This window comes from Klebsiella sp. P1CD1 (assembly GCF_003790505.1).
GTDB lineage: Bacteria > Pseudomonadota > Gammaproteobacteria > Enterobacterales > Enterobacteriaceae > Klebsiella > Klebsiella variicola.
Map to the genome: position 1 here is coordinate 3,161,500 of NZ_CP033631.1, position 14,630 is coordinate 3,176,129.

General features: G+C 59.1%; 16 protein-coding genes. 10 read left to right on the forward strand and 6 right to left on the reverse strand.

All coding sequences use genetic code 11. The features are described 5' to 3' along the window. Positions 1-7: 7 nt before the first annotated feature. Positions 8-1,036: a Mal regulon transcriptional regulator MalI gene (locus DTA24_RS15825; RefSeq protein WP_008805079.1), complete on the reverse strand. Its 1,029-nt coding sequence runs from the start codon at positions 1,034-1,036 to the stop codon at positions 8-10. A gap of 173 nt (positions 1,037-1,209) precedes the next feature. Here DTA24_RS15825 and malX point away from each other — a divergent pair, with 173 nt between their 5' ends. Further along, on the forward strand, positions 1,210-2,802 hold the full coding sequence (gene malX, locus DTA24_RS15830; RefSeq protein WP_123836938.1) for a maltose/glucose-specific PTS transporter subunit IIBC: 1,593 nt from the start codon (positions 1,210-1,212) through the stop codon (positions 2,800-2,802). Between the two features lie 52 nt (positions 2,803-2,854). Next, complete coding sequence (locus tag DTA24_RS15835) at positions 2,855-4,027, forward strand: MalY/PatB family protein (protein WP_012541902.1); 1,173 nt, start codon at positions 2,855-2,857, stop codon at positions 4,025-4,027. Between the two features lie 13 nt (positions 4,028-4,040). Here DTA24_RS15835 and DTA24_RS15840 read toward each other — a convergent pair whose 3' ends face one another. After that, a complete protein-coding gene (locus tag DTA24_RS15840; RefSeq protein WP_008805082.1) occupies positions 4,041-5,069 on the reverse strand; it encodes a CorA family divalent cation transporter in 1,029 nt (342 codons plus the stop codon). A gap of 299 nt (positions 5,070-5,368) precedes the next feature. On the opposite strand from DTA24_RS15840, the gene ydfZ reads away from it, so the two are divergent. Then, positions 5,369-5,572, forward strand: coding sequence for a putative selenium delivery protein YdfZ (ydfZ, locus tag DTA24_RS15850; RefSeq protein WP_004151566.1), 204 nt, complete (start codon positions 5,369-5,371; stop codon positions 5,570-5,572). Positions 5,573-5,641: 69 nt separating this feature from the next. Here ydfZ and DTA24_RS15855 read toward each other — a convergent pair whose 3' ends face one another. After that, positions 5,642-6,121, reverse strand: coding sequence for a hypothetical protein (locus DTA24_RS15855; RefSeq protein ID WP_162493319.1), 480 nt, complete (start codon positions 6,119-6,121; stop codon positions 5,642-5,644). 236 nt (positions 6,122-6,357) lie between these two features. On the opposite strand from DTA24_RS15855, the gene DTA24_RS15860 reads away from it, so the two are divergent. From DTA24_RS15860 to DTA24_RS15875, 4 genes are all read left to right on the forward strand, one after another. After that, positions 6,358-6,711: a DUF1304 domain-containing protein gene (locus DTA24_RS15860; protein WP_022066007.1), complete on the forward strand. Its 354-nt coding sequence runs from the start codon at positions 6,358-6,360 to the stop codon at positions 6,709-6,711. Positions 6,712-6,814: 103 nt separating this feature from the next. Next, the gene (yedE, locus tag DTA24_RS15865; protein ID WP_012541906.1) at positions 6,815-8,026 is read left to right on the forward strand and encodes a selenium metabolism membrane protein YedE/FdhT; all 1,212 of its coding nucleotides are present in this window, start codon (positions 6,815-6,817) and stop codon (positions 8,024-8,026) included. Then, positions 8,023-8,256: a sulfurtransferase-like selenium metabolism protein YedF gene (yedF, locus tag DTA24_RS15870; protein ID WP_022066006.1), complete on the forward strand. Its 234-nt coding sequence runs from the start codon at positions 8,023-8,025 to the stop codon at positions 8,254-8,256. Before yedE ends, yedF begins: the two co-directional genes overlap by 4 nt. Positions 8,257-8,516: 260 nt before the next feature. Then, positions 8,517-8,909, forward strand: coding sequence for a DUF1398 domain-containing protein (locus DTA24_RS15875; RefSeq protein ID WP_008805086.1), 393 nt, complete (start codon positions 8,517-8,519; stop codon positions 8,907-8,909). A 38-nt stretch (positions 8,910-8,947) separates the two neighbouring features. On the opposite strand, the gene DTA24_RS15880 is transcribed toward DTA24_RS15875, so the two are convergent. Next, the gene (locus DTA24_RS15880; protein WP_002903230.1) at positions 8,948-9,106 is read right to left on the reverse strand and encodes a YqaE/Pmp3 family membrane protein; all 159 of its coding nucleotides are present in this window, start codon (positions 9,104-9,106) and stop codon (positions 8,948-8,950) included. Positions 9,107-9,388: 282 nt separating this feature from the next. Here DTA24_RS15880 and gap point away from each other — a divergent pair, with 282 nt between their 5' ends. After that, positions 9,389-10,387: a type I glyceraldehyde-3-phosphate dehydrogenase gene (gene gap, locus DTA24_RS15885; RefSeq protein WP_016160929.1), complete on the forward strand. Its 999-nt coding sequence runs from the start codon at positions 9,389-9,391 to the stop codon at positions 10,385-10,387. A gap of 48 nt (positions 10,388-10,435) precedes the next feature. Here gap and aldA read toward each other — a convergent pair whose 3' ends face one another. Further along, positions 10,436-11,875 carry an aldehyde dehydrogenase gene (aldA, locus tag DTA24_RS15890; RefSeq protein WP_042947953.1) on the reverse strand — a complete coding sequence of 480 codons (1,440 nt, stop codon included), beginning with the start codon at positions 11,873-11,875 and terminating at the stop codon, positions 10,436-10,438. Here aldA and DTA24_RS28250 point away from each other — a divergent pair. Beyond that, the gene (locus DTA24_RS28250; RefSeq protein WP_055323486.1) at positions 11,874-12,011 is read left to right on the forward strand and encodes a hypothetical protein; all 138 of its coding nucleotides are present in this window, start codon (positions 11,874-11,876) and stop codon (positions 12,009-12,011) included. The two genes, aldA and DTA24_RS28250, sit on opposite strands and share 2 nt — an antisense overlap. A 61-nt stretch (positions 12,012-12,072) precedes the next feature. Here the strand turns inward: DTA24_RS28250 and DTA24_RS15895 are convergent, their stop codons facing one another. Continuing rightward, positions 12,073-12,873, reverse strand: coding sequence for a YdcF family protein (locus DTA24_RS15895; RefSeq protein WP_109909980.1), 801 nt, complete (start codon positions 12,871-12,873; stop codon positions 12,073-12,075). 380 nt (positions 12,874-13,253) lie between these two features. Between DTA24_RS15895 and DTA24_RS15900 the strand changes: the two genes are divergently transcribed. Then, the gene (locus DTA24_RS15900) at positions 13,254-14,579 is read left to right on the forward strand and encodes an MFS transporter (RefSeq protein ID WP_123836939.1); all 1,326 of its coding nucleotides are present in this window, start codon (positions 13,254-13,256) and stop codon (positions 14,577-14,579) included. Positions 14,580-14,630 lie beyond the last annotated feature (51 nt).

The following is a 14,630-nucleotide window of genomic DNA, read 5'->3' on the forward strand; positions in this document are numbered from 1 at the left end:
GTCTCCCTCATTTCCGTGTCACCAGCCGCGGCGGCATAATCTGGTTTCGCGCCTCGCCGGTGCCTTCCTCCAGCCGTCGCAGCATCGACTCTGCCAGGGTTTTCCCCATCTCGCGCGCCGGGGTCGTTACCCAGGTGAGCGGCAGGTCATCCAGCGCCGCCTCCGGCACGTCGGCGAAGGCCGCTAGCGCCACCCGCTGTTCGAAATAGCTCTCGACGCCATCCTCTCCGCTCTGCCTTCCGGCCCGCAGTAAACCAAACCACGCGCCGGTGGCCACCACGTTGTTGTAGCACAGCACCGCGGTGATGGTGGGGTTCTGGCGCAACAGCCCCGCCATCGCCTCCGCCGCCTGCTTCTGGCTCGACTCGCACTCCAGCACCCATTCGCTGTGAAACGGCAGACCGTATTTCAGCAAGGTGGCGCAATAGCCGCCGACCCGCTCGGCGCGCGTCAGCGACGAGCTCTGCCCGCCAAGCCAGGCGATCCGCTGATGGCCGCGGCGGATAAGATGCTCGGTCACCAGCTGCGCCGCCTGCATGTTGTCCGGGCGGATCAGGTCGACATCGTCAAGGTAGCTGGCGCGGGAAGCAAACACCAGCGGCACGCCGGCCTGCGCGGCCCGCTCGCGCAGTTCGCTCCCGCGATCGATCGACCCGGCGATGATCACCCCGTCGACCCCCTGCGCCGCGAGGGTATCAAACCGCTGATCTATCTTCTCGCCGCTGCGCCCGCCCTGGGTGAGGAACACCATTTTCCCCTGCCTTTCCAGGGCGTCGGTGAGGCCGGCGGTTAATTCGGCGTAAAACGGCTTTGACAGATCGCTAACGATAAGGCCAATCACCCCGCTCTGCCCGCCACGCAGCGAGGCGGCCTGGCGGTTGCGCACGAATCCCAGCTGTTCGATGGCCTGATTAACTCGCTCGCCGGTGGCGCTGGAGATGCGCCCTTTACCGCTCAGCACCAGCGAGACGGTGCTCACGGAGACCCCGGCGGCCTGCGCCACATCATTGATGGTGATCTTTTTTGCGATAGCCATAACGTGCTGGCTGACTCCCTTGCCTGTCGATAAAACGTTTTATCATTGTGCAATCTTTATAAACCTTATTATCGCTTGATTATGTGATTTTTATCGCACTAAAAACTGGTAAAACGTTTTATCTTGCCGTGGCGTTAGTTCTTCCCGACCACTTGAGAATCAGGAACCGTGTTATGACGGCGAAAACAGCACCAAAAATCACTTTATGGGAGTTTTTCCAGCAGCTCGGAAAAACCTTTATGCTGCCCGTAGCGTTGCTCTCGTTTTGTGGGATCATGCTGGGGATCGGCAGTTCGTTAAGCAGTCACGATGTTTTGACGCTGCTGCCGTGGCTGGATATGCCGCTGCTGCAGGCCATCTTTATCTGGATGAGCAAAGTCGGCTCCTTTGCCTTCAGCTTCCTGCCGGTCATGTTCTGTATCGCCATCCCACTGGGGCTGGCGCGGGAGAACAAAGGCGTCGCCGCCTTCGCCGGCTTTGTCGGCTACACGGTCATGAACCTGGCGGTCAACTTCTGGCTGACGGCGAAAGGCATTCTGCCCACCACCGACGCCGCGATCCTGAAGGCCAACAATATCCAGAACATCATCGGTATTCCGTCGATCGATACCGGGATCCTCGGCGCGGTTATCGCCGGGATTATCGTCTGGCTGCTGCATGAACGCTTCCATAACATTCGCCTGCCGGACGCCCTGGCCTTCTTCGGCGGCACCCGCTTCGTGCCGATCATCACCACCGTGGTGCTGGGTCTGGTCGGGCTGGCTATCCCGCTGGTGTGGCCAGTCTTCGCCATGGGGATCAACGCCCTAGGGAAGATGATCAACAGCGCCGGGGATTTTGGCCCGATGATCTTCGGCACCGGCGAGCGACTGCTGCTGCCGTTTGGCCTGCACCACATCCTGGTGGCACTGATCCGCTTCACTGAAGCCGGCGGTACCCTCGACGTCTGCGGCCACAGCGTCAGCGGCGCACTGACCATCTTCCAGGAGCAGCTAAGCTGCCCAACCACCCACGGCTTCTCCGAAAGCGCCACCCGCTTCCTGTCGCAGGGTAAAATGCCGGCCTTCCTCGGCGGCCTGCCGGGAGCCGCGCTGGCGATGTACCACTGCGCCCGTCCGGAAAACCGGCATAAAATTAAAGGCCTGCTGATCTCCGGGGTCATCGCCTGCGTGGTCGGCGGCACCACCGAGCCGCTGGAGTTCCTGTTCCTGTTCGTCGCGCCGGTCCTGTATGTCATCCACGCGCTGCTGACCGGTCTCGGCTTTACCATCATGGCGGTGCTCGGGGTGACCATCGGCAACACCGACGGCAATATCATCGACTTCGTGGTGTTTGGCATCCTGCATGGCCTGGCGACCAAGTGGTATCTGGTGCCGGTGGTAGCGGCTATCTGGTTCGCGGTCTACTATGCCATCTTCCGCTTCGCCATTACCCGCTTCAATCTGAAAACGCCGGGCCGCGATATCGACACCGCCGCCAGCGTGGAGAAAGCCGTCGCCGGTACCATCGGCAAATCCGGCTATAACGTGCCGGCGATTCTGGCGGCGCTCGGCGGCGCCGAGAACATTGTTTCGCTGGATAACTGCATTACTCGTCTGCGTCTGTCGGTACACGATATGAGCAAAGTGGACGCCGCCGCGCTGAAAGCCCATCGCGCCATCGGGGTGGTTCAGCTCAATCAGCATAACCTGCAGGTGGTTATTGGCCCGCAGGTGCAGTCGGTAAAAGATGAAATGGCCGTACTGATGAATACTGTTCAGGCCTGACCCCACTGGTCCCCCTTCCGCGCGGAGGGGGACATTCGCTAAGGAAGTTCCGATGTTTGATTTTGCCACCCCCATCGACCGCCACGGTACCTGGTGCACACAGTGGGACTATGTCGCCGACCGGTTTGGCGCCGCCGACCTGCTGCCGTTCACCATCTCCGATATGGATTTCGCCACCGCGCCCTGCATTCTCGACGCCGTCAGCCAGCGGCTGGCCCACGGGGTGTTCGGCTACAGTCGCTGGCAGAACGAGGCGTTTCTCGGGGCGATTGCCCACTGGTACGCCAGCCGGTTTAACAGCGTCATCGATCCGCAAACGGTGGTCTACGGGCCGTCGGTTATCTACATGGTGGCGGAAACCATCCGCCAGTGGTCGAGCGAAGGCGACGGCGTCGTCGTCCATACCCCTGCCTACGATGCATTCTATAAGACCATCACCGCTAACCGCCGGGAGATTGCCCCGGTGCCATTGACCCTGACGGATAATCAGTGGCACTGCGATATGGCCCGCCTGGAATCCGCGCTGGCGGAACCGAAGAATACCCTGCTGCTGCTGTGCAGCCCGCACAACCCAACGGGGAAAGTCTGGCGTCGCGAGGAGCTCCAAACCATGGCGGCCCTGTGTCAAAAACATGGCGTCAGGGTGATTAGCGACGAAATTCATATGGACATGACCTGGGGCGAACACCGCCATATCCCGTGGAGCGAGGTCGCTCAGGGGCCATGGGCGCTGTTCACCTCCGGTTCAAAGAGCTTTAATATTCCGGCCTTTACCGGGGCCTATGGCTTTATCCCCGAGGCGAACGCGCGCGACAGCTACCTGCAGGCGCTGAAGGCCCGCGACGGGCTCTCTTCTCCCTCCGTGCCGGCGCTGGTCGCCCATATCGCCGCCTACCGCGACGGGGCTCCCTGGCTCGACGCCTTGCGTGACTATCTGCAGGCGAATATGCGCTATGTCGCCGCTACGCTTAACAATGCCTTCCCCGCACTCTGCTGGCAGCCGCCGGAGGCCACCTACCTGGCGTGGATCGACCTGCGCCCCCTGAACATCGACGACCACGCGCTACAGCAGGCGCTGATCGCCGAACAGAAGGTGGCGATTATGCCGGGTTATACCTATGGTCCTGAGGGCAACGGCTTTCTGCGCCTCAACGTCGGCTGCCCGCGCGAGAAGCTGGAACGCGGTGTCGAAGGACTGATTGCCGCCCTGCGCAGCCTCAGCTGATTCGACGCGCAATCTACAGGTCATCGCGCCGGCGGAATGCCAGGTAGCCGGCGCCGAGGGTAAAGATGGCGACTATCACCACCAGCAGAATAAACCCGTGGTGGTTGCTCGCCAGCGGGATCCCGCCGACGTTCATGCCGAAGAAACCGGCGACGATGTTAATCGGCAGCGCGAGAACGGTGATCACCGTCAGGGTGTAGAGGGTGCGGTTGCTCTGCTCCAGCTGGCGGGCGCCAATCTCCTCCTGCAGCAGACTGATACGCTCGATCAGGCCGGACAGGTCGTTGAGCACCACGCTAAACTCTTCGGTGAACTGACGAAACGCCTGCACCACTGCACGATCCATCCACGCCGGCGGCCGGTTAAGCAGACGGAACATCGCCGCCGGCTCCGGCGCCAGCAGCCGCTGAAAACGCAAAAGCATCCGCCGCAGCCGTGCCAGATCGGCCCGGTTGCGCTGCACGTGATTGCTCAGGAGACGCTCTTCAATAAGGTCGACATGGCGGCTGGCCTGGCGGACGACCTGCTCCAGCACCTCCTCCTGCTCCTCCAGCAGAAAAGCCAGCAGCTCGGTAGAGGTATTCACCCTGAGCGTCTGCAGACGCGGCAGCATCCATTCGATAAACCGCAACGGTTTGAAGCGCGCCGTCACCACCAGCTTAGGGCTACAGTAGAGCCACAGCGTGGCGGTTTCCGCACTGGTATCCTGCGGACGAAACAGCACATCGTTGAGCACAGCGAACAGATTCTCCCCCTGTCGCTCAATGCGGGTGGTGTGCGAGCCGCTGCGGATCTCCTCGAAGAAAAAGTCCGCCACCGGAAAGTGGCTGGTTAACCATTTTTCGGCGGTGGCATGATTGAGATTCAGGTGTAACCAGATAAACGCCTTGTCATCGGCGAGCGCCTGATAACGGGCGCACACCTCGCCAGAGGCGATGGGCTGCGGGGGGCGCTGTTCATGAAACAGATAACCATGCACCAGACCGGAAACTTCACTATCAAAATCGGGCTTTAACATCTTCGCGGTGACGTCTTGACTCATGGCTCCCTCAGGACACGCACTGGCACTGTTGATGCCCGAATAGCGCCATCTTTCGCTATTTTCCTCGGGCTGGCAAGGTTAATAATCTGGTCATAAAACAGTAACCTGAATGACATATTGCCGTCAGTGTCGCGCGCCACGCAGGCGATGCGATCGGCGCGAATAGAGGGGACTTGTGGCCCTTTTCGCTCCGGAGTTATTAAAATAAATTTGATTATCCTCAAAACTTTTTTAGGAAAAAAAGCGTATTACTTTAGCCGCTTAATCATTGCTTACCCTGGTTTATTGAGGAGGAGACCATGAAAACCTATGACCGTAATCGTAACGCTATTGCTACCGGCAGCATGGTAATGATCGCCGGTAACGGCACAACAGGCGTGATTAAAGCTATCCATGGTGAAGGGAAAACCGCCGAGCAGCTTCGCCGGGCGGACTGCGTTGAAATCGACGGCTGCGAGGGCCGCTTTTGCCCGTTAGATCTGATCCGTCTCGGCTTCCATTAATTCCTGCCGCCAGGTCATCAGTAGCAGGCCACCTGAGGCGGCCTGCTCTTTTCCCGGATAATAAAGCGGCTAGCGAAAGCTCCACTGAATACTCATCACAAAGATCGCCGGCACAATAATGCCGCCTTCCACACCGAAATAATCGGTGAAGTTATATTGCAGACCATGATAGAGGTAGGGCGAAAAACCGACGCCGGTGATTTTTTTGGCGGTGCGGTAGGTGCCGGAATCCCCACAGTGGCTGAAGGCGTCAAAGAAAAATTCCCCGGTATAGGCATACACCCCTTTCAGCACCCAGCCGGTATCGTTTTTCAGCCAGTCGCGGCGCACGCCGAGGGTCAAACAGCGATCGTCAAAGCTGTTTTTCATCGTTCCGACCAGCACGCTGTATTTTGAATCCTGAGAAAACTTGCGCTCCACCGAGAAAAAATTGTTATTGAAATGCTCGTTATATTGTCCGTGGTTACCGGTCATATGATAAACATAGGAGCCGGTATTCATCGAATAGAGGTTTAATTCCCCGGCCTGCGCCGACGGCATGGCAACCACCAGTAGCCCTGATAACACAATCCATAATTTATTTAACATTCAGCAACCTACACCACACCCGTAAAAAAGAACCCGGCATACTAGCACCGCTAAACTAAACCGAAGGGCAATCAGATAACCGACGCTGGTCGCGGCAGAAAACATGACCCTATCTGCACTATAGCAGCGGCGCTCCCGCTTCGTTAGCGCTTGCAGCTATACTGCAGACACATTCATCTTATTGATTAAGGACTGCTGTGTTAGCCACTCTCCTCGTTGCGCTGGTCGCTATTATTCATCTCGCCATCCTGGTGCTGGAGATGTTTCTCTGGGAAGCCCCCGCCGGGCGCCGGGCCTTTAACCTCAGCGCCGATTTCGCCCGGGAGACCCGGGTGCTGGCGGCCAACCAGGGGTTGTATAACGGTTTTCTGGCCGCCGGCCTGGCGTGGGGGCTGTGGCTGGGGGCGCCGGGGGTGCAGGTGGTTATCTTTTTCCTGGCCTGCGTGCTGGTCGCCGGGATTTTCGGCGCGCTAACCGCCAGCCGCAAAATTCTCTATATTCAGGCGCTGCCCGCACTGCTGGCGCTGCTTGCCGTGGTGGCGCAAGCGTAGGGCCTTGATCCAAAACAGAGAAAGCAGGCGCTGAGGCGGGTACTATTTGCCCCCTTCGGTCGGTCATCGACCTTTAATACCTTCTGAGTTCAGAGGCATTTTTATGACATGGCAATCCTTCAAACAGGCCTGGCTTATCCGGTTCTGGTCCCCTGTCCCGGCGGTCATCGCGGCGGGCATCCTCTCTACCTACTATTTTGGCATCACCGGCACCTTCTGGGCGGTGACCGGCGAATTCACCCGCTGGGGTGGTCAGCTGCTGCAACTGCTGGGCGTCCACAGCGAACAGTGGGGCTATTACCAGCTGATTCATCTCGAAGGGACGCCGCTGACCCGCATCGATGGCAGGATGATCATCGGCATGTTCGGCGGCTGCCTGGCCGCCGCGCTGTGGGCCAATAACGTCAAACTGCGCTTTCCACGCAGCCGGATCCGCATTGTGCAGGCCGTGGCAGGCGGCATCATCGCCGGGTTCGGCGCACGTCTGGCGATGGGCTGCAATCTGGCGGCTTTTTTCACCGGTATTCCGCAGTTCTCCCTGCACGCCTGGCTGTTTGCCATCGCCACCGCCATCGGCTCCTGGTTTGGCGCCCGCTTCACGCTGCTGCCCCTTTTTCGCATCCCGGTAAAAATGCAAAAGGTGTCCGCCGCCTCGCCGTTAACCCAAAAACCGCAGCAGGCGCGCCGCCGTTTCCGGCTGGGCATGGTGATCTTTTTCGCCATGATCGGCTGGGGCCTGCTCACCGCCGCAGACCACCCGGCGCTCGGCCTGGCGATGCTGTTCGGCATCGGCTTCGGTCTGCTTATTGAGCGCGCGCAGATCTGCTTTACCTCCGCCTTTCGCGATATGTGGATCACCGGCCGGACGGTGATGGCGAAGGCGATTATCTTCGGCATGGCGGCGAGCGCCATCGGTATCTTTAGCTATGTGCAATTGGGGATGGCGCCGAAAATTATGTGGGCCGGTCCCAATGCGGCGATTGGCGGGCTGCTGTTTGGCTTTGGCATCGTGCTGGCCGGCGGCTGTGAAACCGGCTGGATGTATCGTGCGGTGGAGGGCCAGGTTCACTACTGGTGGGTTGGGCTGGGCAATGTCATTGGCTCAACGCTGCTCGCCTGGTGCTGGGACGATATCGCCGCTCCGCTCGCCACCCACTGGCAGAAAATCAACCTGCTGAACGCCTTCGGTCCCTTCGGCGGGCTGCTGGCGACCTATCTGCTGCTGCTGATCGCCCTGCTGCTGGTGATCGCCTGGGAAAGACATTTTTTCCGCCGCCAGTCGACGGCGGTCCGGACCGTGAAGGAGAGCGCATGAAAAACATCATCCCTGATTATCGCCTGGATATGGTCGGCGAACCTTGTCCCTATCCGGCCGTGGCCACTCTGGAAGCGATGCCCTCCCTGCAAAAAGGCGAGATCCTGGAAGTGGTCAGCGACTGTCCGCAGTCGATCAATAACATTCCACTCGATGTCAGGAACCACGGCTATACGGTGCTGGATATTCAGCAGGATGGCCCAACCATTCGCTATCTGATCCAGAAATAGCCGCGGCTCATGGCCCCGCCGGCGACGAACATCGCCGGCGCTAATTTCGCCCCTTCCCGTCTTATCCCACCTTCTGCCTGCCTCGAGGATCCCCTGCGAACCTTTGCAATAGCTTGTAACACTTGAAACGATGTTCCAGTTACATAATAACCATTAATATAACGCGCCTATATTATTAAAATACGAATAAGTAAACGTGTGAATGGTTTATGCCGACAGACGCCGAAACCATGCGCAGCAACAACACAACAAGGATTGAAATGGAACTGCTGGCAAGGCTGGGTCACTTTTTCGAACAGGTTCGCGCGGATGCCGATTTTACCACCTTCGCCAGTGAACTCCGCCGGCATCAGGTCTCCTACTACATCTATTTTGTCTCCACCGGCAATATGAATTTCGTGATGGCAAACGACGAGGTGATTTCGATAAAAAGCGCTCGCGGCCTGCTACGCGTGCGCAGCGCCCCCAGCCATCGGCTGACCTCGGCCGCGGTCATCCGCCATTTTGCCGGCGCCATCAACTTTGAACAGTACTGCAAGGATCTCGCCAGCGCCGGCGTGTTTAAGTGGATTGTTGATCTGGAAGAGGAGACCCGGCACTACTGGTCGAAGGATAATACGCTGCTGTATAAAGAGAGCCTGATGCCCCCCTGAGCGGGTCCCAGGGGGAGGCGTGGTTATCTGCTCGCCCCTCAGTCGCGTGTCTGCACCCAGAAGGCGTGGATCAGGCCAGGAATATAGCCCAGCAGGGTCAGAATAATGTTGAGAATAAACGCCCAGCCGAAGCCTTTCCCCAGCAGTACGCCCAGCGGCGGCAGAATAATAGTGAAAACGATTCTCCAGAATCCCATAACCTCTCCCTTCGTCTAACGTCAATATTTTACTAAGCTATTCAATAGTTAAGCATAGACGCTTTTCACCGCTTCGCCAGCAGGCGGCCCCCTCATCTCCGGTAACAAAAATTATTCCCTGCCGTCAGCGCTAAAAAAGGCCGGGAAAACATCCACTTTTTTCCTCCCCGGCCCGGAAACGCTGGCATATCGCACAGATTGTCAGTTGACCAATCAGGGGGACAGGACTAAGCCTGGAGGAGTTTTATCACATCGAGTCGTTTTACCAACCGGAGAATGTCCATGAGTAAACTTGGGATTAATGGATTTGGTCGTATCGGACGTTTGGTGTTACGCCGTTTATTAGAAGTCGACAGCAGCCTGGAAGTGGTGGCTATCAACGACCTCACCTCGCCAAAGGTGCTGGCCTACCTGTTGAAGCATGATTCAAACTACGGCCCCTTTCCGTGGAGCGTCGACTTTACGGAAGATGCGCTGATCGTCAACGGCAAAACCATTACGGTGTATGCCGAAAAAGAGGCGCAGCATATTCCGTGGCAGGCGGCAGGCGCAGAGGTGATTGTGGAGTGTACCGGGTTTTACACCTCGGCCGAGAAATCGCAAGCCCATCTCCAGGCCGGCGCGCGCAAAGTGCTGATTTCCGCCCCCGCTGGCGAGATGAAAACCATCGTCTACAACGTCAACGATGACACCCTGACCCCGGATGACACCATCATCTCCGTGGCCTCCTGCACCACCAACTGCCTGGCGCCGATGGCCAAAGTCCTCCAGGATGCCTTCGGCATCACCGTGGGCACCATGACCACCATCCATGCTTATACCGGCACCCAGTCGCTGGTGGACGGGCCGCGCGGCAAAGATCTGCGCGCCTCCAGAGCGGCGGCAGAAAACGTCATCCCGCACACCACAGGTGCGGCAAAGGCCATCGGCCTGGTGATCCCCGCCCTGAGCGGTAAACTGAAGGGCCATGCCCAGCGTGTGCCGACAAAAACGGGTTCGGTGACAGAGCTGGTGTCGGTGCTGGAGAAAAAAGTGACTGCGGATGAGGTCAATCAGGCGATGAAGCAGGCGGCTGAGGGCAATGAATCCTTCGGCTACACCGAAGAAGAGATTGTCTCTTCCGACATCATCGGCAGCCATTTCGGCTCGATCTACGATGCCACCCAGCTGGAGATTGTGGAGGCCGGCGGCGTACAGCTGGTGAAAACCGTCGCCTGGTATGATAACGAATACGGCTTCGTCACCCAGCTGATCCGCGTGCTGGAGAAATTCGCCCGCTAAGCGAACGGCGGGCCGCCTGAGCTGCCCGCCGGCTCGGAGTTAAGTACCTCAGGCCTGCAGATAGACCACCTGGGTCTGCAGGTACTCATTCAGCCCGTGGCGGCCATCAGCGCCGCCGATCCCCGATTTGCGCCAGCCGGCGTGGAAACCCTGCATCGCCTCAAAGTTTTCCCGGTTGATATAGGTTTCGCCGAACTTCAGTCCCTTAATCGCCTTCATCGCCACGTTCAGATCGCGGGTATAGATCGAGGAGGTCAGGCCATAGTCGCTGTCATTGGCCATCGCCAGCGCCTCATCGAGGGTCGAAAACGCCACCACCGGCAGCACCGGCCCGAAGGTTTCCTCGTGGATAATGTCCATCTCCTGACGCACATCCAGCAGCAGGGTCGGCGGATAAAAATAGCCTTTGCCCTCCAGCGGCTGCCCGCCCAGCGCCACCCGCGCCCCCTGCGCCACCGCCTTCGCCACTTTGCCCGCCACCTGGTCCCGCGCCGCCGCGTTGATCAGCGGCCCCATCGCGATGTCATCCCGCGTCGCCGGGTCGCCAAACTGCACGGCCTTCATCGCCTCGCCGAGGCGGTTGACGAAGCGGTCGTAAATGTCCTGCTGAACATAGACCCGCTCGACGCAGTTACACACCTGCCCGGTGTTAATCACCCGCGAGTCCACCACCGCTTTCACCGCCAGCTCCAGATCCGCATCATCCATCACAATGGCTGGCGCTTTGCCGCCGAGTTCGAGGCACACTTTGGTGATATTTTTCGCCGCAGCGGCCATGATTTTCTCTCCTGCCGCCACGCTACCGGTCATGCTGACCATCGCCACCTTTGGATTGCCAGCCAGCTCCTGACCAACGGTTTCTCCGCGGCCGAGCACCAGGTTAAAGACCCCTTTCGGCAACCCTACCTGATGGACAATCTCGGCAAAGGCGATGGCATTATTGGGCGTAAATTCGCTGGGCTTAATGACGATGGTATTCCCGGTGATCAGGGCCGGCGCCAGCTTGCGGGCGATAAGAAAGAACGGGAAGTTCCACGGCAGGATCCCGGTGGTCACCCCCAGCGCGCGTTTAAAGACGAGGATATTCTCCCCAGGGCGATCGCTCTGCACGATCTCGCCTTCGTAACGGCGCGCCCATTCGGCCATATAGTCGAGATAGTCCGCGGTGAATGCGACTTCCACCGCAGCCAGCTGCTGGATCTTGCCGCCTTCAGCCACGATCAGCCCGGCAATCTCTTCAGCACGCTGGCGGATACCAGCGGCAATTTTGCGTAACCAACCCGCACGCTCAATGGCCGGCAGCGCTTCCCAGGCGGGCTGGGCGCGCTCAGCCGCGTCAATCGCCAGCCGCGCCTCTTCGGCAGTCCCGTCCGGGATCCGCGACAGCAGCGCTTCGGTCGCCGGGTTAAGTACGTCGATCCAGCCGTCGCCGCGACCGGAAACGAACTGGCCATCAATATACATTTGGTGTTGAACGGGTGCTGTCATGGCTGCTCCTGTAGTGCATTTGTATTTAACAAGTGATTTTTTTGTTAAATATCGGGCGGATAAGCCGTGGCTTCGCAGCACGTTGGCGCAGTTCTGTGAGCTGATTCATAAAACCGGGCCAAAAATGCCCGGTTGAGGTTACATTTCAATAACACAAATTGCCCGTTTGCGATAAATCTGCCGCAAACGGGCAGTTTTCAGCCGAGGGTGCGGGCCTGCAGCGCCCCGGCAAGCTGGCCGTCCTCCCGCAGCTGTCGCCAGGCATCGAGGATCTCCGGCGGGAAGGTGACGTGGCTGATGAAGTCTTTCCCCCGCGGACCGTATCCTTCAGGCGTATCCTGCAGGCGCGGCAGCTCGCCCAGCAGCAGCCCCAGGTAGCGGGCGACCGGCCACAGCCCCGCCCCGCCGCCCGCGAACCCCAGTTGACCATCGGTCTGCTCCAGCACCGGCGAGCAGCCGGGAAAGCTCAGCCACTGTGGCGGCGTCGTCACTCCCTGCCAGACGCGGGCGAAGGTGGCCATGGTTCGCCGCTGCATGGTGGGGTCCTGAATGACGATCCCGCGACGATGCAGGATCCCCCCGTTCTCCAGCGTGGTCCGGGTAAAACGGGCGTTCTCGCCGCAGTTGGTCGACTGGTCCTCCACCACCAGCCGCGAGCGCGGAATTTGCCAGTAGTCATGAGCAATATCGGCCAGAATATGCGCTTCCGGACGCCCCACCACCGGCAACATACGGTAACGGGTATCCTGGCGCACCGCCTCGTAGAGATAGTTCGTAGAATGTCCCACGCCGCCGCTGATCAGCAGCGGGACTTCCCGTTCCGCCGCCAGCCGGCAGGCGGCGTCGATGGTCGGGATCACGGCGTTGCCGGCCAGCACCACCACGTCCACCTGCGGCAGCGCGGGTAGCATCGCCAGATCGTCCTGCGCCAGCCAGGCGCCGACCTGGTTAGCCGCCGCCAGCGTCGCCGCCGACAGCCGGGGAAATTGTTCTGCCATTCTGTCTCCTTAATTCCCTCTCAGCCGATCGGAGAGGATGCTTTCGCCATCATAAACGCCGCCTCGCGGGAGGCAAAGCGGCGTTAATTTGTAACCATTTTGAAATAACAAGAAACATCTAAAAACAGGCGGGTTGCACCTGAACAACTCACTATGAAAATAACAAAAAACAGCAAAATCAGGTGGAAAATAAAAAATAGCGTCGCGGTTACACCAGTCCAAACCGCGTCATAACGCCCAGTTTGCCAGCGATGAACTTGCCAATTGTAACCTTCATCCCTAAGTTGCTTAACAATTACACAACCTTTTCACACCAGGTTGCACCCTGTTTACACAGAGTGACACCTGACCTATTTACCGTGGCGGGAGAACGTTTCGTAATGAGCAATCCACAAGACAACACTGCATCCATTCTGCAGAAAAACAAGAAGGTCCTGATCGCCAGCCTGACAGGCAGCGCCATCGAATGGTTCGATTATTTTCTCTATGGCACCGCCGCCGCGCTGGTGTTCAACAAAATCTTCTTTCCGATGGTCGACCCGGTCATCGGCCTGATCCTCTCCTGGCTCTCCTTCTCGCTGACGTTTTTTATCCGCCCCATCGGCGGCGTCATTTTCGCTCATATCGGCGATCGCATCGGCCGCAAGAAGACGCTGGTGCTGACCCTGTCGCTGATGGGCAGCGCCACGGTGGCGATCGGCCTGCTTCCCACCTATGAGATGGTGGGCCTCTGGGCGCCCGCCCTGCTGATAACCCTGCGCATTATTCAGGGCATGGGTATCGGCGGTGAATGGGGCGGTGCGCTGCTGATGGCCTACGAATACGCGCCGGAGAAGCGGAAAGGCTTTTTCGGCAGCATTCCCCAAGCCGGCGTGACCATCGGCATGCTGATGGCGACGTTTATCGTCTCGCTGATGACCCTGTTTGACGAGACACAGTTTCTCGCCTGGGGCTGGCGTATACCGTTCCTGCTCAGCTCCGTTCTCGTTTTTCTCGGCCTGTGGATCCGCAAAGATATCGACGAAACGCCCGCCTTTAAGCAGGTGAAAAAATCCGGCCAGGTGGCGAAGGCCCCGCTGCGCGAAACGCTCAAGCACCACTGGCGGGAAGTGCTGATTGCCGCCGGTCTGAAAGTGGTGGAGACCGCCCCATTCTATATCTTCTCCACCTTTGTGGTCAGCTATGCCACCACCACCCTGAGCTACCAGAAGTCGCAGGCGCTGGAATCCGTGACCCTGGGCGCGCTGGTGGCCACCGTGATGATCCCGCTGATGGGGCTGCTGTCAGACAAGGTGGGGCGGCAAAAGATGTATACCCTGAGCGTGGTGCTGCTGGGTCTGTTTATCGTTCCGTGGTTCCTGCTGCTCGACACCGGCACCAGCTGGGGCATCATGCTGGCGACGGTCGTTGCCTTCGGCATCCTGTGGGCGCCGGTAACTGCGGTGCTCGGCACCTTGTGCTCTGAGATTTTCAGCGCCAATGTGCGCTATACCGGGATCACCCTCGGCTACCAGCTGGGTGCCGCGCTGGCCGGGGGCACCGCGCCGCTTATCGCCACCGGTCTGCTGGCAAAATATGACGGGGACTGGCGGCCGGTGGCCGTTTATCTGGGCGTTACGGTGGTGATTTCGCTGCTGGCAATTTTCTGCGCCAGCCGGATGAAGTCCGCGCCGGGTGCAGCCCCTTCCCGGGCGGAAAGCGCCTAACCGCAGCCGTCTGGGCAGGTAGCGTGCCGACTATCCCGCCCGGCGGCGTTG